The 19,598-nt window shown below is 65.6% G+C and carries 20 protein-coding genes; 7 read left to right on the forward strand and 13 right to left on the reverse strand.

Translation table 11 applies throughout. From position 1 onward, the window contains the following. Positions 1-66: 66 nt before the first annotated feature. The 3 genes from CIT39_RS06895 to ctrA all read right to left on the reverse strand — a co-directional run bounded on the left by CIT39_RS06895 (position 67) and on the right by ctrA (position 1,720). Positions 67-450 carry a hypothetical protein gene (locus tag CIT39_RS06895; protein ID WP_094973655.1) on the reverse strand — a complete coding sequence of 128 codons (384 nt, stop codon included), beginning with the start codon at positions 448-450 and terminating at the stop codon, positions 67-69. Position 451: 1 nt separating this feature from the next. After that, the gene (locus CIT39_RS06900; RefSeq protein ID WP_094973792.1) at positions 452-856 is read right to left on the reverse strand and encodes a DUF350 domain-containing protein; all 405 of its coding nucleotides are present in this window, start codon (positions 854-856) and stop codon (positions 452-454) included. Positions 857-1,018: 162 nt separating this feature from the next. Continuing rightward, complete coding sequence (gene ctrA / locus CIT39_RS06905; RefSeq protein WP_015688285.1) at positions 1,019-1,720, reverse strand: response regulator transcription factor CtrA; 702 nt, start codon at positions 1,718-1,720, stop codon at positions 1,019-1,021. Between the two features lie 440 nt (positions 1,721-2,160). Here ctrA and fliI point away from each other — a divergent pair, with 440 nt between their 5' ends. The 6 genes from fliI to CIT39_RS06935 all read left to right on the forward strand — a co-directional run bounded on the left by fliI (position 2,161) and on the right by CIT39_RS06935 (position 8,346). Then, positions 2,161-3,486 carry a flagellar protein export ATPase FliI gene (gene fliI / locus CIT39_RS06910; RefSeq protein ID WP_094973656.1) on the forward strand — a complete coding sequence of 442 codons (1,326 nt, stop codon included), beginning with the start codon at positions 2,161-2,163 and terminating at the stop codon, positions 3,484-3,486. Between the two features lie 121 nt (positions 3,487-3,607). Further along, positions 3,608-4,027, forward strand: a complete 420-nt coding sequence (fliJ, locus tag CIT39_RS06915) for a flagellar export protein FliJ (protein ID WP_008138882.1) — start codon at positions 3,608-3,610, stop codon at positions 4,025-4,027. Positions 4,028-4,210: 183 nt separating this feature from the next. Further along, complete coding sequence (locus CIT39_RS06920) at positions 4,211-4,756, forward strand: sigma-70 family RNA polymerase sigma factor (protein ID WP_094973657.1); 546 nt, start codon at positions 4,211-4,213, stop codon at positions 4,754-4,756. Positions 4,757-4,793: 37 nt separating this feature from the next. Continuing rightward, positions 4,794-5,843: an anti-sigma factor gene (locus tag CIT39_RS06925; RefSeq protein WP_094973658.1), complete on the forward strand. Its 1,050-nt coding sequence runs from the start codon at positions 4,794-4,796 to the stop codon at positions 5,841-5,843. 211 nt (positions 5,844-6,054) lie between these two features. Further along, positions 6,055-7,014 (forward strand): helix-turn-helix transcriptional regulator, encoded by a 960-nt coding sequence (locus CIT39_RS06930; RefSeq protein WP_094973659.1) that lies wholly within the window; start codon positions 6,055-6,057, stop codon positions 7,012-7,014. A gap of 114 nt (positions 7,015-7,128) precedes the next feature. After that, the gene (locus CIT39_RS06935; protein WP_094973660.1) at positions 7,129-8,346 is read left to right on the forward strand and encodes an NAD(P)/FAD-dependent oxidoreductase; all 1,218 of its coding nucleotides are present in this window, start codon (positions 7,129-7,131) and stop codon (positions 8,344-8,346) included. 1,119 nt (positions 8,347-9,465) lie between these two features. Here CIT39_RS06935 and CIT39_RS06940 read toward each other — a convergent pair. The 8 genes from CIT39_RS06940 to CIT39_RS06975 all read right to left on the reverse strand — a co-directional run bounded on the left by CIT39_RS06940 (position 9,466) and on the right by CIT39_RS06975 (position 16,860). Beyond that, positions 9,466-9,669, reverse strand: coding sequence for a hypothetical protein (locus tag CIT39_RS06940; RefSeq protein WP_094973661.1), 204 nt, complete (start codon positions 9,667-9,669; stop codon positions 9,466-9,468). Between the two features lie 295 nt (positions 9,670-9,964). Further along, complete coding sequence (flhA, locus tag CIT39_RS06945) at positions 9,965-12,106, reverse strand: flagellar biosynthesis protein FlhA (RefSeq protein ID WP_162308382.1); 2,142 nt, start codon at positions 12,104-12,106, stop codon at positions 9,965-9,967. Positions 12,107-12,472: 366 nt separating this feature from the next. Next, positions 12,473-12,775 carry a copper-binding protein gene (locus CIT39_RS06950; protein WP_094973663.1) on the reverse strand — a complete coding sequence of 101 codons (303 nt, stop codon included), beginning with the start codon at positions 12,773-12,775 and terminating at the stop codon, positions 12,473-12,475. A gap of 10 nt (positions 12,776-12,785) precedes the next feature. Next, positions 12,786-13,268: a cupredoxin domain-containing protein gene (locus tag CIT39_RS06955; RefSeq protein ID WP_408612835.1), complete on the reverse strand. Its 483-nt coding sequence runs from the start codon at positions 13,266-13,268 to the stop codon at positions 12,786-12,788. Positions 13,269-13,276: 8 nt separating this feature from the next. Beyond that, on the reverse strand, positions 13,277-14,611 hold the full coding sequence (locus tag CIT39_RS06960) for a copper oxidase (RefSeq protein WP_094973794.1): 1,335 nt from the start codon (positions 14,609-14,611) through the stop codon (positions 13,277-13,279). Positions 14,612-14,624: 13 nt separating this feature from the next. Then, a complete protein-coding gene (locus CIT39_RS06965; RefSeq protein WP_094973665.1) occupies positions 14,625-16,049 on the reverse strand; it encodes a TolC family protein in 1,425 nt (474 codons plus the stop codon). Positions 16,050-16,058: 9 nt separating this feature from the next. Then, entirely contained in the window at positions 16,059-16,343 is a 285-nt protein-coding gene (locus CIT39_RS06970; protein ID WP_094973666.1) for a hypothetical protein, read from the reverse strand. 73 nt (positions 16,344-16,416) lie between these two features. After that, on the reverse strand, positions 16,417-16,860 hold the full coding sequence (locus tag CIT39_RS06975) for a hypothetical protein (protein ID WP_094973667.1): 444 nt from the start codon (positions 16,858-16,860) through the stop codon (positions 16,417-16,419). 150 nt (positions 16,861-17,010) lie between these two features. Here CIT39_RS06975 and CIT39_RS06980 point away from each other — a divergent pair, with 150 nt between their 5' ends. Continuing rightward, on the forward strand, positions 17,011-18,276 hold the full coding sequence (locus CIT39_RS06980) for an MFS transporter (protein WP_094973668.1): 1,266 nt from the start codon (positions 17,011-17,013) through the stop codon (positions 18,274-18,276). Here CIT39_RS06980 and CIT39_RS06985 read toward each other — a convergent pair. Together CIT39_RS06985 and CIT39_RS06990 are read right to left on the reverse strand one after the other, a co-directional pair. Beyond that, positions 18,273-18,680 (reverse strand): DUF4864 domain-containing protein, encoded by a 408-nt coding sequence (locus CIT39_RS06985; RefSeq protein ID WP_094973669.1) that lies wholly within the window; start codon positions 18,678-18,680, stop codon positions 18,273-18,275. The two genes, CIT39_RS06980 and CIT39_RS06985, sit on opposite strands and share 4 nt — an antisense overlap. 65 nt (positions 18,681-18,745) lie before the next feature. Beyond that, positions 18,746-19,384 carry a TetR/AcrR family transcriptional regulator gene (locus CIT39_RS06990; RefSeq protein ID WP_181955163.1) on the reverse strand — a complete coding sequence of 213 codons (639 nt, stop codon included), beginning with the start codon at positions 19,382-19,384 and terminating at the stop codon, positions 18,746-18,748. Between the last annotated feature and the right edge of the window lie 214 nt (positions 19,385-19,598).

The following is a 19,598-nucleotide window of genomic DNA, read 5'->3' on the forward strand; positions in this document are numbered from 1 at the left end:
ATCGAGGCTTCACATTACAGAGCAGCAGCAGGTCGGGGTTTGACGTGTCTCAATCACGCAGCGGCTTTAGCCGCCGCCCGAGAAGCCGTGCCCGAACGAGCCGAAGCCGCCGCGGCTGACGCTGCTGTGGCCGGAATCGGACGATGTTGCCGAGGAGGAATGGCTCGAGGAATCGCCGCCGAAGAAGCTCGACCGCGACGACCAGCGCGAGCTGCCGCCTGACGAACTGCTGCTGCCTGTGCAGGTCGTGGTCGTCTGCCCCGGCACGGCGCCGGGCGTGGGCTCGCAAGTCTGCCGCGGCATCAGCGTGTAGGCGGTGGTGCCGACCGCGAGCGTGCCCATCACCAGCAGCGCGACATGGCCGGAGCGCTTCGTCGGCGGTCGCGGAGGCGGCGGCTCGGCGACCGGCCGGCGCTTGCCGAACTGCTTTTGGGACGGTTTGTCGGCCATCTCAGTAGATCATGCAGGCGGCATTGAGCAGGCCCGCCGCGAGCGAGGACAGCCCGAGCCAGATCGCGGGCGCAAGCTCTCCGGCGGCGATCCGCGCCGACAGGTTCGGCACCGGCACTCTCACGAGAAAGAACACGATGACCTGCACGATCAGCGCGATCGTCGCCCAGATCAGGCAGTCCAGCACATTGGCCGAATGCGCGATGGCGCTGACCAGCGGCGCCACGAAGCCGAGCAGGCTGAGGCCGAGCGCGATCGCCGCGGCCGGCTCGTTGTCGCGGATCAGCTGAAACTCGTTATGCGCGGTGATGCGGGTGTAGACGAACAGATACGCCACGATCGCGATCAGCCCGGTGCAGAAATAGACCAGGAAGGCGGGCAGGCCGGCCAGTGATTGCAGGATCATCGTTCCCCCATCGTGCAGCGACCATTCGTCGGCGGGAGGAGGATAGCGGTTCAAACGTTAAGCGAGGGATGAGGCGTCCCCCAAAAACAAAACCCCGCCATTTGCGGCGGGGTCCAGGCTGGGAGGAGCAAGCCGGGAGGCTTGCGACGTAAACCCAGAAGATCAGGCGGGAATGCGCTCTTCCTGCTCGTGCGGCTCGCGCAGCACGTAGCCGCGGCCCCACACGGTCTCGATGAAGTTGCGGCCCTCGGACGCGTTGGCCAGCTTCTTGCGGAGCTTGCAGATGAAGACGTCGATGATCTTCAGCTCGGGCTCGTCCATGCCGCCATAGAGGTGGTTGAGGAACATTTCCTTGGTGAGGGTGGTACCCTTGCGGAGCGAGAGCAGCTCCAGCATCTGGTATTCCTTGCCGGTCAGGTGCACGCGCTGGCCGCCGACTTCCACCGTCTTGGTGTCGAGGTTGACGACGAGATCGCCGGTCTGGATGACCGACTGGGCGTGACCCTTGGAGCGGCGCACGATCGCGTGGATGCGGGCTACCAGCTCGTCCTTGTGGAAGGGCTTGGTCATGTAGTCGTCGGCGCCGACGCCGAGACCCTTGACCTTGTCCTCGATGCCGGCGAGGCCGGAGAGGATCAGAATCGGTGTCTTGATCTTGGAGACCCGGAGCTGCTTGAGCACGTCGTAACCGGACATGTCGGGCAGGTTGAGGTCGAGAAGGATAATGTCGTAATCGTATAATTTACCGAGATCGACGCCTTCTTCCCCCAAATCGGTCGTGTAGACGTTGAAGCTCTCAGACTTCAACATCAGCTCGATCGACTGCGCGACGGCGCTGTCATCTTCAATCAGCAAAACGCGCATGCCAGTTCCCCATAGTCGCCGCTCCTGGGCGTCAGGTCGGCCGCATTCGCGGCACTCAACAAAACGCCTTTGAACAACTGATTCGGATCCTGACAACAGATGGTTAACAAATCCTGATTCTGGAACGCAAGTCCCCCCGGTGCAATTTTTGTCGAATCGCCCTAAGGTATTGCGCGTGAAGCAGCTTTCGTCACCCAGCTCCGTTCAAGTTCCACTTTAAGAGACGGGCCTAACCGACTCCCGCGACTCAGCCTTCTTCTGAAGGGGAGTCACGCTCAGTCACAAAGACAGTGACGCAATGATTAATGATGCGGGTAAACACGGAGTTAAGCTCCGTTCAGAAATATGGCGAAACTTAAGGTTTTCACCGTGAAGTCCCGGGCATCGCAAAGGGCGACCCTGGGGATGAGCAAGGCGCGCCCGTTAATGAAGGTCCACCGATGAAGGCGTTGGCCGAACAGATCGGCGACATCGACGGCGTCAATATTTACGGCCGTGTGGTCGGCGTTCGCGGCCTGATGGTCGAGGTGGCGGGTCCGATCCACGCGATGTCGGTCGGCGCGCGGCTGGTGATCGAGACCGGCGCCAACCGTTCGATCCCCTGCGAGGTGATCGGCTTCTCCGGCAACAATGCCGTCGTGATGCCGTTCGCCGGCCTCGACGGCGTGCGCCGCGGCTGCAAGGCCGTGATCGCCAACGCCGCCAATCAAGTGCGGCCCTGCGAGGCCTGGCTCGGCCGCGTCGTCAACGCGCTGGGCGAGCCGATCGACGGCAAGGGTCCGCTGCCGCAGGGCCCCGCGCCGATGCCTTACCGCAACTCGCCGCCGCCGGCGCATTCGCGCAAGCGTGTCGGCGCCCCGCTCGATCTCGGCGTGCGCGCGATGAACACCTTCCTCACCTGCTGCCGCGGCCAGCGCATGGGCATCTTCGCAGGCTCCGGCGTCGGCAAATCGGTGCTGCTGTCGATGCTCGCGCGCAACGTCGATGCCGACGTCAGCGTGATCGGGCTGATCGGCGAACGCGGTCGCGAGGTTCAGGAATTCCTGCAGGACGACCTCGGCGAGGAGGGCCTGGCGCGCTCCGTCGTGGTGGTCGCAACGTCGGACGAGCCGGCGCTGATGCGCCGCCAGGCGGCGTATCTGACGCTCGCGGTCGCCGAATATTTTCGCGACGAAGAAAAGGACGTGCTCTGCCTGATGGATTCGGTGACGCGCTTTGCCATGGCCCAGCGCGAGATCGGCCTGTCCGCCGGCGAGCCGCCGACCGCCAAGGGCTACACGCCAACCGTCTTCACCGAGCTGCCGAAACTTCTGGAGCGCGCCGGACCGGGCCTCGGCGAGGGCGCCATCACCGCGATCTTCACGGTGCTGGTCGACGGCGACGACCACAACGAGCCGATCGCGGACGCCGTCCGCGGCATCCTGGACGGCCACATCGTGATGCAGCGCTCGATCGCCGAGCGCGGCCGCTATCCCGCCATCAACATCCTCAAATCCGTCTCCCGCACCATGCCGAAATCGGCCGATCCGGAGTTCTGGCCCGTCATCCAGAAGGCGCGGGCGGTGATGGCGACCTATGCCGACATGGAGGAATTGATCCGGCTCGGCGCCTACCGGGCCGGCTCCAGCCCCGAGGTCGACGAGGCGATCCGCCTGCACGAGCCGCTGGAGGCGTTCCTGCGCCAACGCAAGGACGAGAAAGCATCACTCGCGGACGGCTATGGCCAATTGGCTCATATCCTCGGTAATTTGGAAACGGAACGCTAACTTTGTCCGGTCATCATCCCATCCCACAGAGTAGCAGAGCCGGTCTTGGCCCCAGTCGGGCCAGTGGGGTGACCGGTATCGTCCCACGTGCAGCGCGGGGACTTCTGGGGAGTACGAGTCGATGAAGTCACGAGATACCCTCATTCGCCTGAAGAAGTTTCAGGTCGACGAGAAGCGCCGCCGGGTCACCCAGATCGAGACCATGATCGCCGACTTCCAGCGGATGTCGACCGATCTCGAGCGCGAGATCACGACCGAGCAGGAGCGTGCCGGGATCAACGATCCCTCGCACTTCGCCTATCCGACCTATGCCAAGGCCGCGATCCAGCGCCGCGAGAACCTGACCCGCTCGGCCGACGAGCTCAAGGGCCAGCTCGACGAAGCCAAGGCCGCGCTGGCTGAAGCCTTCGAGGAACTCAAGAAGGTCGAGCTCCTCGACGAACGCGACCAGGCCCGCGAACGCGCCGAAGAGAACGCCCGCGAGCAGGCCGACCTCGACAGCATCGGCCTGATGCGCGCCCGCATCGGCGCTGTCGCCTGACGACACAGCCAGCGGCCAAACCGCCTGAGAATTGGTGAAACCCGGACCCGCAAGGTCCGGGTTTTCGCGTGTGCTGTCCACAGTGTGGCGCCGCCCCCCTTGGTGGTCGGCTTGGCCGCGCGCTATGGTAGCGAAGTGCCGGGGCCTGCGCCGAACGCGATGGCCCGCGTATCGGGGGGCTGAATGCTGACGCCAGCTGAGCTGGTCGGGTTGATCGAGGCGGTGGCGAAGGGCGATCAGGCCGCGTTCGAGCGCCTCTACGCCGCCACGCGCGCGAAACTCTATGGCGTCGTGCTCCGTATCTTGCGCCGACAGGATCTCGCAGAGGAGGTCATACAGGAGACTTACGTCAAGATCTGGAACGGCGCCGGCGGGTTCAATCCGGCTCTGGCCTCGCCGATCACGTGGATGGCCTCGATTGCGCGCAACCGCGCGATCGACATCGTGCGCAAGAAGACCGAAATCTCCATCGAGGAGGAGCCGCAGGCGATGGAGGTGGCGGCCGACAGCCCCGATCCGCTGGCGCGCCGGGAGATGACCGAGGAGTTGAAGCGGCTGCTGGAATGCATCGGCCGGCTCGAGCCGGACCGTCAGCGGCTGGTGCTTCTCGCCTATTACAACGGCTGGAGCCGCGAGCAATTGGCGGAGAAATTCGCCGCTCCCGTCAACACGGTGAAGACGTGGCTGCGGCGCAGCATGCTGGATATCCGGGAGTGCCTCGGACTATGAGGGTTTATACTGTGAAGGTGGTTCTGGACCGCAATTGATGGCCTACACGGAGGACCATATCGCGCTCGCCGCGGAATATGCGCTCGGCACCCTCGATTCCGATGAGCGCGCGCAGGTCGAGACCATGATGGCGGTGGACCCGGCGTTCGCCGACATCGTGCAGGCCTGGGCCTATCGGCTCGGCGCCCTCAACCAGATGGTCGGCTCGGTCGAGCCGCGTCCGATCGTGTGGGAGAACATCAGGTCCGAGATCGCGCGCACGGCGCTCGCACAGCAGCCGCCCGGTCTGGCCGACGACGTACCCCCGCCGATCCCGTCGGTCGAAGCCGCGCCGCCGCAGGCACCGTCGGAGCAGGGACCGCAACCGGAGCCGCCGCCTGCCGAAGCAGAGCAGCCCGAGCCGATGCGCTCCGGATCCGATGCCATTGGCGACATCGCGCCGGTGTTCATGCCGCAGGTCCACGCGCCCGATCCTCATGTCGTCCGCACGCCGCAGGTGCCGATCGCCGACGACAGCAACGTGGTTGATCTCGAGAGCCGCGTGAAGCGCTGGCGCTCGATCGCATCCGCGGTCGGCGCGCTCGCGGCCGCGCTGCTGGTGACGCTGTCGCTCCAGATATTCCTGCCCGACGCGCTGCCGGGGGCGTTGCGTCCCGCACCGCGCATTCGGACGGTGGAAGTGAAGACGCCGGCCGCGCCGCTCACCGCAGCGGCGCAATATGTCGCGCTACTGCAGGGCCAGGCCGGCGGCCCCGCCTTCATCCTCACCATTGACGGCGCGACCAAAAACTTCACGGTCCGCAAGGTCGGCGCGACGCCGGAGCCCGGCAAGAGCTTCGAGCTCTGGCTGATCTCCGACAAGCTGCCGCGCCCGCGCTCGCTCGGCGTGATCGGCGCCAGTGAATTCACCGCGCGCCCGCTGCTCGCCTCCTATGATTCCGAGGTCCTCAACGGCGCGACCTACGCCGTCACCGTCGAGCAGGCCGGCGGTTCGCCGGACGGCCGGCCGACCTCGTCCCCGGTGTTTTCCGGCAAGCTGATCGAGACGGTGCCGCCGTCCCAGCCGCCGGCGCCGGCGAAGAAATAGGTTTTTGTAGCCCTGATGGAGCGCAGTCTCTTCCCCCCACCCGGGCTACGAGGCCGCGTTCCTGTCGCCACGGTCCCTCCCGCCGTCGCATCCCGACAAATCCCCCTGAATCCGCCCCCGATTTGAACCTTGCCGCCATCCGGGGCGTCAAATCCCCGGAATTGGAAGTCGGCGCCGCCGATTGTGGAGCCGCGGAAGGGCCAGAGATCAGATGGATGCAGCCAGAACGCCGGGCATCTTCGTTCACCAATACACCGGACTGCCGCAAGGCCCGGCGTTCGAACAATGGCGCGAGCGGGCCTTCAGCACCTGCGGCCTCGATGTGGGGCCGAGCCGTGGCGACAGCATCGATTGCCGGCTGCAGGTCAGCGTGGTCGACAACATCGCGCTCGCCATTCCCGAAGGCGCCTCCGCGCAATATTCCCGCACCCAGAGCCACCTTGCCGACGGCAGCGACGACCTCGTGCTGATCGCCGCGCATGCCGGGCTCGTCCGTGTCGGGCAGAACGGCCATACCGTGGAGCTTGCGCCCGCGCAGATGGTGCTGGTCGACATGGCCATCACCGGCACCGTCGGCCACACCGACGAGGACCGCTTCACCACCATCCGCATGCCGCGCCGCGCGCTGCTCGACATCCATCCGCGCGCCGAGGACAAGCTGTCGCAAGTGCTCATCGACGGTGCGGTCGCCGAGACCATCTTCCGCTACCATGGGCTCGCCGCCAATCACGCGCCGCATCTCGACGCGGTCGGCCAGCGCCTGACCGCGCAGCACATGGTCGATCTCGTCGGCCTCCTGCTCGGCACCGATGCCGAGCATGCAAGCCTTGCCCGCGGCCGTGGCCATGCGGCGGCGCGCCTCGACCTGATGCGCGCCGATGTGATGGCCGCCCTCGGCCGCAACGATCTCTGCCTGTCCGAGATTGCGACGCGCTCGGGCCTGAGCCCGCGCCAGGCGCAACGCCTGTTCGAGCAGGCCGGCACCACCTTCACCGAATTCGTGCTCGAGCAGCGCCTGCTGCAGGCGCGCAAGCTGCTCGGCGATCCCCGCGCCAGGACGCGCAAGATCAGCGACATCGCGCATTCCTCGGGCTTCTCCGACCTGTCCTATTTCAACCGCGCCTTCCGCAAGCGCTTCGGCGCGACGCCGTCGGAACTGCGCGAGGCGTGAGCCGCGACTTGCGCAGCGGCGCGTCGCCGGCGCAGTTGGCCGATCCGGCCGAATGAGCTACCCTGCCTGGGCGGGCAGACCGCAGGATTTTCTTGGAAAGCATCGTTCACGGACATGGCGCGTATTGTCGTGCTCGGCGGCGGATTTGCAGGCCTGTGGGCGGCCATCGGGGCCGCGCGCAAGCGCGAAGAGATCGGCGCGGGCCGCGACATCGAGATCTGCGTGATCGATCGCAATCCCTATCACAACATCCGGGTGCGTAATTACGAGGTCGATCTCGGCGAGGTCGCGATCCCGCTGCAGCAGCTGCTCGATCCCGTCGGCGTCAGTCACGGGATCGGCGAGGTTGAAGCCATCGATCCGGCGCGGCGCGAGATTTCGCTGGCCACGAGCGGGGGCGATGAGACGCTTTCCTACGATCGGCTGGTGCTGGCGCTCGGCAGCGAAGTGATGCGTCCCGACATTCCCGGCCTTGTCGAGCATGCGTTCGACGTCGACACCTATGCTGCGGCGTTGCGCCTCGAGGATCATCTCGTCTCGCTCGGACGCAGCGCGCCCGCGCCGGGGCGTTCGACGGTCGTGGTGGTCGGCGCCGGCTTCACCGGCATCGAGGTTGCGGCCGAGATGCCCGACAGGCTGGCGCGGGCGGGCATCGCCGGCAGCCGCCGCATCATCCTGGTCGATCCCAATCCGGCGCTGGGCGCCAGCATCGGCGCGCATGCGCGTCCCGTCATCGAGACGGCCTTGGCCGCGCTCAAGGTGGAGACACGTCTCGGTGTGCGCGTCGTCTCGGTCGAGGCGGCCGGCCTTCGCCTGAGCTCGGGCGAATTCATCCCGGCGCAGACGGTGATCTGGTGTGCCGGGATGCGTGCGAGCTCCCTGGCGGCAGGCTTTCCCGACGCACGCGACCGGCTCGGGCGGCTCCTGGTCGATCCCTTCATGCGAGTTGCGGATGTCGGCGGCGTGTTTGCGGCCGGCGACGTTGCTTCGAGCGTGGTCGATGGCTTGCATCCGACCGTGATGTCCTGCCAGTTCGCCCGCCCCATGGGCCGCTTCGCCGGCCACAATGTGGTCGCCGATCTCGCGGGCTTGCCGCTACTCCCGCTGCGGATCGACTGGTACGTGACCGTGCTCGATCTCGGCAGCTGGGGCGCGCTCTATACCGAAGGGTGGAATCGCGAGGTCCGCGCCACCGGCGCGGCCGCGAAGGCGACCAAGGAGACCATCAACCGCAAGCGCATCTATCCGCCGCTCAGCGGCAGCAAGGACGAGCTGTTCGCCGCGGCTGCGCCAACCGTGCAGGCGCCGCCGCCGACCTATGGGGTACGGTAGTCCCACATATCCGGTGTGATCGTCCGAGAAAGCGGACGATCCAGTATTTCCGAGATAACACGCCGCGCCGTAGCCCGGATGGAGCGCAGCGAAATCCGGGGCCTTCGTACCCGCTTGTATGGCTCCCGGATTACGCTTCGCTCCATCCGGGCTACAAGATATCGCGTTGCCCGACGGGCAAAACACCCAAGGTATCGGTCAACGCGCTCGGTCGAAAATATTCCACTTTACCGAAATTCGGAAATGACGTATGTATCGCCTCAACCCGGCCCAAGGAAGAGGGGCGTATCGCGATCGTCACGAACGCGGGCCGGGCGGCGGTGGACGCTGATGGCATCGGCGCGAAGGGTTTTGCAGGGCAGGCAACTGTGAGCAAGGCCGTCGCGCACACGACCGGTGTAATCGGCGTACGGCAAAATCGTGTGGTCCTGGCGCCCGGGGTCTGTGCGCCAAGTCTTGTGGTGATGTATGTCGTCCAACCGGACGCACGCGTCAGCCATCCGCAAGGCGACGGGGGCAATAGCGCAACGCTCCCCGGGGAGAGCACGACATAAGCCGTAAAGCCACTGCGCAGGGAAGGCCGGGCTGTCCTGGCTACACCTGTATGCCGCTGTGCAGCTTCTCGTTACGCAGAATTCGCACAGTGGACCGCGGGTGCCAGCCGGCGCCCGGTCTTCCCTGCGCCCTCTTTCAATGGAGGGTGAAGAGATGAAGCAAAGCTCGGGCGAACTCCGCAGCGAGGATGATGAATCATGTGTGTCGTTGAACAAAAGTCTCGTGCCCCGGACGCGGCGCAGCGTCCCTTCGACGATGCGCTGCAGAGCCGGGGCCATGTCGCAGCCCGTGCTGCGGCCCGCTGGGTCCTAGCTCTGCGCAGCAACGCAAGAGCGTTGCAGCGCGTCCGGGACACGAGAGAGCGGCGCGCCACGCCACATACTGCGCCATTGCGAGCCTGAGGTGTGTGCAACTCAAATGAATCGCAACCCCAGACATGAGAAAGCGCCCGTGGGGGGCGGGCGCTTTCTGTAGTCGACTTGGGGTTGGGGTCGTCTACATATCCACGTGGCGACTTTGGGGGGCTGATAAAGAGCCGCGTGAATTCCTGAAACTCATGTCTCCTTAGCGAACGAGCGAAGTGTCCGCGCTGGTGATGGTGACCGGCTTGCCGGCCTTCATGACGCGGGCGGTCTGGGTGAGGCCTTCATCCGAACTCGTCGTGCGCGCGGTGATGCCAAGGCCCGCAACCGCGATGCCGGCAACGAGGGCCACGACCACGATCTTCAGGTGGGTCGAGCGATCTGCGCTGTAAATCGAGTGGTTCATGGAAGGCTCCTGCCGCCATCTACCCGAAGTAGTCGCTACCCTGTTCGGGCAGGTTCATGCTTCCGGTGCCCAACAACCTAGTATTGGGCGGATTCGTTCCCAAGAGGCGATCACAAGAGCGTGATAGAACGTGAAAGGTCGCGATCAAAAGCGACCCCCTCATCGTGCATTTTTACAATTATTTCAAAGCGATAATGTGCACGTCAGGGGTCTTATGAGGCGTTGCTTTACAAGGCGCCTGGAACTCAGAAACCATTTGCCTGTGGCCGAAAAACACACGGCTTCTTAAGGCAAATCAGATGCTTCCGACCGTTTTCAACCTCGCCCTGGGGTGGATCTCGGCCTGCGACAGCACCGTCGTCTGGGCCCGGAACCGCTCCACCAGAGAGCGGACGAAGGGACGAATTGCCGCAGAGGTGACCAGCACCGGCGCCTCGCCTTCGCGGGCGGCACGCTCGAACGCCTCGCGCACGCCGGTCATGAACTCCGACAGTTTCGAGGGCTGCATCGCAAGGCTGCGCTCCTCGCCCTGGCCGATGATGGATTCGGCAAAGGCCTGCTCCCACCGCGCCGACAGCGCGATCAGCGGCAGATAGCCGGCATAGGAGGTGTTCTGCGCGCAGATCTGCCGCGCCAGGCGGGCGCGGACGTGCTCGACCATGGTGGCGGGATTGCGCGAGAAGGCGAGCGAGTCCGCGATGCCTTCGAGGATGGTCGAGAGATCGCGGATCGAGATGCGCTCGGCGAGCAGCAGCTGCAACACGCGCTGGATGCCGGAGACCGTGACCTGCCCGGGCACGATGTCCTTGACCAGCTCGCTCTGCTCCTTCGGCAGCTCCTTGAGCAGCTTCTGCACCTCGCCATAGGACAACAGGTCCGACATGTTGGCCTTGAGCAACTCGGTGAGGTGGGTCGAGAGCACGGTGGCGGCGTCGACGACGGTGTAGCCCTTGAGCGAGGCCTCCTCCTTGAGGCTGGCGTCGACCCAGGTCGCGGGCAGGCCGAAGGTCGGCTCGGTGGTGTGGATGCCGGGCACCTGCACCTGGCTGCCGCCGGGGTCCATCACCATGAACTGGTTCGGCCAGATCTTGCCGGTGCCGGCGTCGACCTCCTTGATCTTGATGATGTAGGTGTTGGCCTCAAGCTGGACGTTGTCGAGGATGCGCACCGCCGGCATCACGAAGCCCATCTCGATCGCGAGCGAGCGGCGCAGCGCCTTGATCTGCTCGGTGAGGCGATCGGTGCCGTCGGGGCCGTTGACCAGCGGCAGCAGGGCGTAGCCGAGCTCGATCTTGAGGTCGTCGATCTTGAGCGCCGCGGAGATCGGCTCCTCGGTCGCGGCGGAGCCCGGCGCACCCGGCGTTCCCGCGGCAGGTGCGAGCTTGGCGGCTTCCTCGGCCCTAGCCGTCACCCGGTTGCGGTTGCGCGCGTTCCAGGCCAACGCGCCGGCGCCGACGCCGAGCCCCAGGAAGGGGAGCGTCGGGATGCCCGGCAGCGCCGCCAGCACCAGCATGACCGCCGCGGACATCGCGAGGGCCTGCGGATAGCCCGAGAACTGCTTCATCAGCGCCTTGTCGGCGGCGCCGGAGACGCCGGCCTTGGAGACGAGCAGGCCGGCCGCGGTCGAGACGATCAGCGCCGGCACCTGGGTGACGAGGCCGTCACCGACCGTCAGCAGCGTATAGCTGCGCCCGGCGTCGGCGAAGGACATGCCCTGCTGCGCGACGCCGATGATCATGCCGCCGACGACGTTGATGAAGACGATCAAAAGGCCCGCGATGGCATCGCCGCGGACGAACTTCGAGGCACCGTCCATGGCGCCGAAGAAGCCGCTCTCGTCCTCCAGCTCCTTGCGGCGATGCTTGGCGACCGCCTCGTCGATCAGGCCGGCGGAGAGGTCGGCGTCGATCGCCATCTGCTTGCCGGGCATGGCATCGAGGTGGAAGCGCGCGGCGACTTCGGCGATACGACCCGAACCCTTGGTGATGACGACGAAGTTGACGATGATCAGGATGGCGAAGACGATGATGCCGATGACGAAATTGCCGCCCATCACGAAGTTGCCGAAGGCTTCGATGACGTGACCGGCGGCCGCCGTGCCCTCGTGCCCGTGCGACAGGATCAGCCGGGTCGAGGCCATGTTGAGCGACAGGCGCAGCATGGTCGAGATCAGCAGGACGGTCGGGAAGGCGGAGAATTCGAGCGGCGCCTGGATGAACAGCGAGGTCATCAGGATCAGGATCGAGAGCGTGATCGAGATCGCCAGGAACAAGTCCAGCACGATCGCGGGCAGCGGCAGGATCAGCACCACCAGGATGGTGAGGACGCCGAGCGCCAGCGCGATATCGCCGCGCTTGAGGATGGCCACGACCTCGGCAAGGGTGGGGAAGCCGGCGTTCGTGCTGCCTACGCCCTGTCCCGCGGTGACGTCGACCATGGTAGCTGCTCCCCCGCGCGACTGCCGTCCGCGCGTCCCAATTGTCTGCGCGGCGGCCGAAGGGCCGCCGTTCCGAAAGTGAGGCACCGCACTGGCGTCCACGGGGTTCCTCCCGTTTTACGCGGCTGACGACACTCGACTTCACCCGGCAATTCTTGCCGGGTGTATGGTTAGCAAAGGGTTAACGCGGGGGTGGAAGAGCGGCGGACCGGGCCGTTTCGGGGCTCTCAGGCCGTCATTCCGGGGCGCCCCAAGGGCGAGCCGGAATCCATTGTGCGGCAGGTGTTGTGGAGAAATGGATTCTCAGATGCGCAATTGCGCATCATAGTTCGCGCTAAGAGGCGCGCCCCGGCATGACAGGGGACCCTATTTCGCCTTGTCGATCCTGGTCACCGTATAGCCCGAAGCCGCCTCCTCGGCCTCGAAGGTCACCTTGTCGCCGACCTTCACCTGCTTGAGCATCGCGGGGTCCTTGACGCGGTAGACCATGGTCATGGGGTCCTCCATGCCGAGGCTCCTGGCCGGCCCGTGCTTGAGCGTGATCTTGCCGGCGCCTTCGTCGATTTTCTTGACCTCGCCGCTGATCCCGGCAGCTCCGGCCGCCGGCGCTTCAGTAGCAATGCTCAGCGTCAGCGCCAGCGCAGCGATGATACGGATGATGCGGTTCATGGGAGGCTCCTTATCGTGACGTCACGGTGACGTGGCCGACCATGCCGTAGTCGCGATGGTCGGGAATGAGGCAGGAAAATTCGAACGTGCCGGGCTTGCTGAACTTCCAGAGAATCTCGGCCGTCTTGTTCGGGGCGAGCCTGACACCATTGGGATCGTCATGCTCCATGTGCGGATGCTTCTTCATCTCCACCGCATGCGCGAGATTCTCCTTCGGCGTGGCGAGCAGGAATTCATGGTCTTCCTTGCCGACATTGCGGAGCACGAAGCGGATCTGTTCGCCGCGCCTGACCTCGATCCTGGCCGGTGCGTAGTCCATCTCGTTCAGCAGGATCTCGATGGTGCGCGCGGGCTTGTTCGGGTCGCCGGGCTCGCCGGCCGAAAAGGTCGCGTGCCCGTGCTTGTCGTGCGCGAGGGCGGGCACGATCGATAGCGCAGCCAGCGCGAGGCCGAGCCTGATGGTCTTCATCGTCATCTCCGGTTGGTGTTTCATCGAAACGCTCACATCTTCATCTTGTGCGTCGGCTTGCCCGGCTGCTGCCGCGCCGGCTCCGCGGCCGGAGGCGTGACCTCGTAGGCGACGGTACCTTTCGGGAATTGATAGGGGCCGGGATCGCGATAATCGTCGCGCGCGAGGTCCTCGCGGATCTTCATCACCGTGAACATGCCGCCCATCTCGATCGGTCCGAACTGGCCGGTGCCGGTCATCATCGGCAGCGTGTTGTCGGGCGCGGGCATCTCCATGTTGCCCATCGCCATGCCGGTCGAGCCCATTGCCATCGCATCGGGCGCGAGCTTGCCGACGGCCTTGGCGAGATCCTTGCGCGACACGCCGATCAGGTTGCGCACCGCATGCCCCATCGCGTTCATGGTGTGATGGGATTTGTGGCAGTGGAACGCCCAGTCGCCGGGATTGTCGGCGAGCACGTCGAAGACGCGCACTGCGCCCACGGGCACGTCGGTCGTCGTCTCCGGATATTGCGCGCTCTCCGGAATCCAGCCGCCGTCGGTGCAGGTCACCGCGAAGCTGTGGCCGTGCAGATGGATCGGATGGTTGGTCATGCTGAGATTGCCGATGCGCACGCGCACTCTGTCGCCGAGGCGCACCGGCAAAGGATCGATGCCGGGGAACACCCGCGCATTCCAGGTCCACATGTTGAAGTCGGTCATCTCGTTGACCTGCGGCAGGTAAGTGCCGGGATCGACGCGATAGGTGCTCATCACGAAAACGAAGTCGCGATCGACGGGCCGGAAGCCGGGATCGCGCGGATGCACGACGACCATGCCCATCATGCCCATCGCCATCTGCACCATCTCGTCGGAATGCGGGTGGTACATGAAGGTGCCGCTCTTCCGCATCTCGAATTCGTAGACGAAGGTCTTGCCCGGCTGGATGTGCGGCTGCGTCAGCCCGCCGACACCGTCCATGCCGCTCGGGATGATCATGCCGTGCCAGTGCACGGTGGTGTATTCGGGCAGTCGGTTGGTGACGAAGATGCGGACCTTGTCGCCCTCGACCGCCTCAATCGTCGGGCCCGGCGACTGACCGTTATAGCCCCACAGATTGACCTTCATGCCTTCGGCGAACTCGCGCACCACGGGCTCGGCGACGAGATGGAATTCCTTCCAGTCGCCGTTCATGCGGAATGGCAGCGACCAGCCGTTCAGGGTGACCACGGGGCGATAGTCCGGTCCGCTGACGGGATGCAGCGGCGGCTGCATCACCACCTTGTCCATATGCGGGGCTTCCGGGATAGACGCCGCCTGCACGCGGCCCTGGACCGCGGATGCGCCGACGAGCGCGGCGGTGCCTAAAAATCCTCTGCGGGAAAACATTGCGGTCTCCATGTCAGTGGCCGGCATCGGCAGGCGCTGCCGCGGCGATGTTGGTGGAATTGTCGCCGCCAGGCGTCAGCGCGGCGCCGCCGTTGACGGCGGTCTGCAGGTCGGACTGGGCGAGGAAGAATCGCTGCCGCGCGTCGATCGCGCCGCGCAGCGAGGCCAGCCGCTGCCGCGCCTCGGTGAGCAGCGCGAAGATGTCGACCTGCATGCTGGAGAAGCGGAGTTGCATCTCCTCGGTGATGATCTTGCGCAAGGGGATGATCTCGCGCTGATAGTGGCTGGCGATGTCGTAAGCCGAGCGATAGACACGATAAGCATCGCGCGCCTCCGAGCGAACGTTCACGGCGCGCTCGGTCAAGCGGTTGAAGGCGAGGTTGTAGGTCTCGGCGGCCTGCCGCACCCGCACTTCGCCGCCGTCGAAGATCGGGATCTGGAACTGGACGTCGAAGCCGCGCTCGCGGAAAGGCGCGCCTTCCGGGTCCTGCGTGCGGCGCGAGATGCCGGCAAGGTCGAGCAGCGTCACGAAGCGCGTCGCCTCGGTGAGGTTCAGCGACTTCGCCAGCGCATTCAGCTCCAGCCGGGCGATCTGCAGATCGATGCGATGGGCCACCGCATCGGCCTCGATCGAGGGCAGGGCCTGCGGCCGGCGCGGCAGCGGCGGCAATTGATTGGGCAGGCGGAAGCCGAGGCCGCCGTCCCACAATCCCATCAGGCGTGCGAGCCGTTCGCGCGCACTCGCCGCCATCTGCCTTGCGGTGGCGAGGTCGGCGGTCGTCTCGGCGTAAAACACCTGTTCGCGGGCCTGGTCGAGCTTGTTGAGCGAGCCGGTCTCGCCGAGCTTGACGGCGAGCTGTGCGGTCGATTCCGCCGTTGCCTTCGCATCCGTCAGCAGCGCCACCATCTCGTTGCCGGCGACAGCGCGCCAGTAGGCACGGCGGACGTCGGCGGCGAGCCGCAGCGTCGCCAGCGCCGCGCGTAACTGGGCCTGGCGAAAACGCTCGCGGGCAATGTCGGAGCGGAACGGCAGGGTGGCGAGCGCGAGGATGTCGCCGACCACCTGGCGCTCGATCTCGCTAGCGCCGTTGCCCGAGATCCGCGAGATCGAGAACACCGGGTTGGGCGGCAGGCTCTGCTCGACCAGATCGGTCTCGGCCAGCGCCAGCTCGTTATAGGCGGCCTGCAATCCCTTGTTGTTGAGCAGTGCGATCTGCACGGCGGTCTCTACGCTCAACGTGCGCGAGAGCAGTTGGCGGACACGTTCATCGACTGCGCCCGCCCCATCGGCCGTTCGCACGAATGCCACGTCCTTGTTGATGCTCTGGCTCGTCAGTTCGGAGACCGCACTCATGCCGCTGTCGGGCGAAAACGCGGCGCAGCCGGAGACGCTGAACGCGGTGAGGACGAGGAGACCTCGCGCAAAATGGTGTGCCATGGCGCGCTCCTACCGGTCTTGCTTCGGCTGCGGCGTGACGGCGTCGTTGCGGTCGCGCCATGGCGCCGGCGTTGCGGGTCGCAGGCTGGTGTAGGGCGCGATGGTCGACCGATAGCCGAGAGGGGCGACCTTTGCCGAGGGATCGGCGGGATCGGCGCCGGCGACTTGCGTCGTTGCCGGCATGCAGCCAGCGAGCGCCAGCGCGATCACGGCCAGCAGAAGCCAGTCAAATCGAAAATGTCGTCCACCCACCGCGGATGCGGCGGCGGACTTCGCCCCGGAAAACGCAAGCATGATTCATCCCTGATCTGGACACCACAGGTTCGCGCGCGCAAAAGCGCGCTCGGCCCGAAATCGTCGTGTCAGATCAGGCGATGGGGGGACGGTAATGCAGGGGCGGCGCCGTGCTGTGCAGGCTGGCCACGATTTCTGGCGCACAGGCGGAGACGGGCGCGGCCGGCTTGGCGACGGTGGGAAGATCGGCCGGCAGCGCGCTCACGCACATCATGGCGCAGCACGGCCCGGCTGTGCCCTTGCCGCCATGATGATGCGAAGCGGGCGCGTCCTGCGCGGCGGCCTGGTGATGCGCGTGTGCCCCCGCATGATCGTGCGAGACGCCGTCGTGCATGTGTCCGCCCGGCATCTGGTGATGGACCGGCACGAGGTCGGCCAGCAAGGTCTCATCGAGACACGGCGCAGGGCCACTGCCCCAGGCGAGGCTTGCCGCCGGCGCGAGCACGCAGAACAGGTAGGCGAGGGCAATGATCCGCCCCACCTTGATCCGCATCGCTCGTGTCAGTTGCAGCAACATTCCGCCAGCATGTATTCCGCGCGGCAATTTGCACACGCGGATTGCAAACTAATGGCAAATCGTGCATTCGCCAAGCTGCTTCTTACCGCAGTGCACCGCGCATGCCCAATATCACGCCACGATGCTTGACCCCTTGAGCATCCGCGGGCCATGGTCCGGCCCGTGCACGCGCCAAATCACTCAGAACAAACGCCTGAAACATTCAGCCCTGATTCCCGTCAGGCCTGGATACGGCTCGTGCTTGCGCTGCTGATCGGCTCGATCGGTGGCGTCGGCATGTGGGCGATCGTGGTGATGATTCCCGCGGTGCAGACCGAATTCTCCGCCACCCGCGGCGCGGTCTCGCTGGCCTTTACCCTCATGATGTTCGGCTTCGGGCTCGGCGGCGTGATCGCCGGCAAGATCACCGACCGCTTCGGCATCGTGCCGGCGATGGCGATCAGCATCGCCTTCCTCGGCGTCGCCAATGTGCTCGCGGGGCTGTCGACCCAGCTCTGGCAGTTCGTGGCGGCGTATTTCCTGATCGGGCTCGGGACGTCCGCGACCTTCGCGCCGCTGATGGCGGAGGCCTCGCACTGGTTCGAGCGCTATCGCGGCCTTGCCGTGACCATCGTCGCCAGTGGTAATTATTTCGCCGGCACGATGTGGCCCCCGATCGTGAACTGGGGCATGCAGGAGGTCGGCTGGCGCCACACCCATATCGGCATCGGCCTCGTCTGCGTCGTCCTGATGACGATCCTGGTGCTGGTGCTGCGCGCGCAGATAGGCCACGACAAGGTTCAAGACCACGCCAATGCGCCGCCGCCGCGCGTCGATCTCAAGCTCTCGACCAACACGCTGACGGTGCTGCTCTCGATCGCCGCCATTTCCTGCTGCGTCGCCATGGCGATGCCGCAGGTGCATATCGTCGCCTATTGCGGCGATCTCGGCTACGGCGTGGCGCGCGGTGCCGAGATGCTGTCGCTGATGATGGCCTGCGGCATCGTCAGCCGCATCGGCTCGGGCTTCCTCGCCGACAAGATCGGCGGCATCCGCACCCTGTTGATCGGGGCGCTGGCGCAGGGCTTTGCGCTTGTGTTCTATCTGTTTTTCGACAGCCTCGCCTCGCTCTATCTCATCTCCGCGATGTTCGGCCTGTTCCAGGGCGGCATCGTGCCGAGCTACGCCATCATCGTGCGCGAGGCGATGCCGGCGCGGGAAGCCGCAACGCGCGTCGGCATCGTGATCTTCGCCTCCGTGTTCGGCATGTCGTTCGGCGGCTGGGTGTCGGGCGTCATCTTCGATGCCACCGGCTCGTATGCCGCAGCGTTCGCGAACGGCGTGGCGTGGAATGCCGTCAACATCAGCATCGTCCTGACGCTGTTGATCCGCTCGCGGATGAGTGCGACGAAAGCCGGGCCGGGCTTTGCGACCTAAACCGCCTGTCCCGCCTTCAGCAGCGTGCAGCCGGTGATCTTGTAACTGCCGTCCGGCTGTTGCTCGAGCGTATACAGCGCTTCCCAGGCCTCGCCATTGGCGTCGATGATGTGGACGCGCTGCGCGATCGAGCTGCCCTCGATCTTGCTCTCGCCGAACTCGAAACTCTTGTGGCGGTAGACCGGCGCGTAACCGCTCTGCACCATGGACATGAAGATGTCGGGCGCGGGGAAGATCTCCCTGATCGCCGGCGCGGCGTGGGAATAGGCGCCGGCCGCATCGTCGCGCGCAAAAGCCTGTTCCTGGGCGCGGACGACGCCCTGTGCCGCGGTGACGTCGTCGGCGCATGCCGAGACGGAGCCGAAGATAACGCTGATAGCGACAAGCAAGGCGGCGATCCGCATGACAGGCTCCGCGTTGAAATCCCGGCGATGCTGATCCTAGCATGGCTTTAGGGAAATACGGTGCGCTATCGCTTTCGTTTCACCGCCGGCTTCGCGGAGTTGGCGGTGCGCGGTTTGGCCTTGATGCCGGGCTGCACCCGCAATCCGTCGACGAACACGTCGAGCATGCGCAGCACCGAGGATTGCCAGCCGGGCTGATCGTGCATGTAGCACATGCCGATCAGGGCCCTGAGCAGGTCTTCCGGGCTGACATCGGCCCGCATCTGGCCGGCCTCCACCGCGCGCGCGAGCAGCGAGCCGATCGCCTTGGTCAGTCGGTCCATCGAGAACGCCGCGAGCTCCGACGAGCTCTGATAAGTCAGCGCCAGCGCGGCCGACATGCCTTTTTTCGTGGCAACGAATTCGACCGCGGAGCGCAGCCAGCGGCGGAGCGCGTCGACCGGGTCCTGGGCGCTTCGCAGATGCTCGGCAAGTTCGCTGAGCTGCTCGACCTCGCGCCGGTACACCGCCTCGAATAGATCCTCGCGTGTGGGGAAATGCCGATAGAGTGTGCCGATGCCGACCCCGGCGCGTTTTGCCACCGCCTCCAGGCTGGCCTCCGGGCCGCCCGCGTTGAACACGGTTTTCGCGGCCTCGAGCACACGCTCGCGATTGCGCACGGCGTCGGCGCGGGGCTTCCGGGTCTGGTCGGTGTGGTCGTCCATGCGAGCAATGTAGATCACGAATTGGTTAGATTGAACCCTTGTTGAACCCTGCCGGACTGCATCGCGTTGGTGGCGCACGGGCTTTTGACGAATTCCAAATATTTCTCGGCGGCCCTTGTTAAACGGAGGGTGCCTCCGTATCTTCGACTGGATGTTGGCCGGCTTATGCCTGGCCAGCATATCGACGGCGGCCACGGCGGTGGCGCGCTGCGCG

The sequence above is a fragment of the Bradyrhizobium symbiodeficiens genome (assembly GCF_002266465.3).
GTDB classification, from domain to species: Bacteria; Pseudomonadota; Alphaproteobacteria; order Rhizobiales; family Xanthobacteraceae; genus Bradyrhizobium; species Bradyrhizobium symbiodeficiens.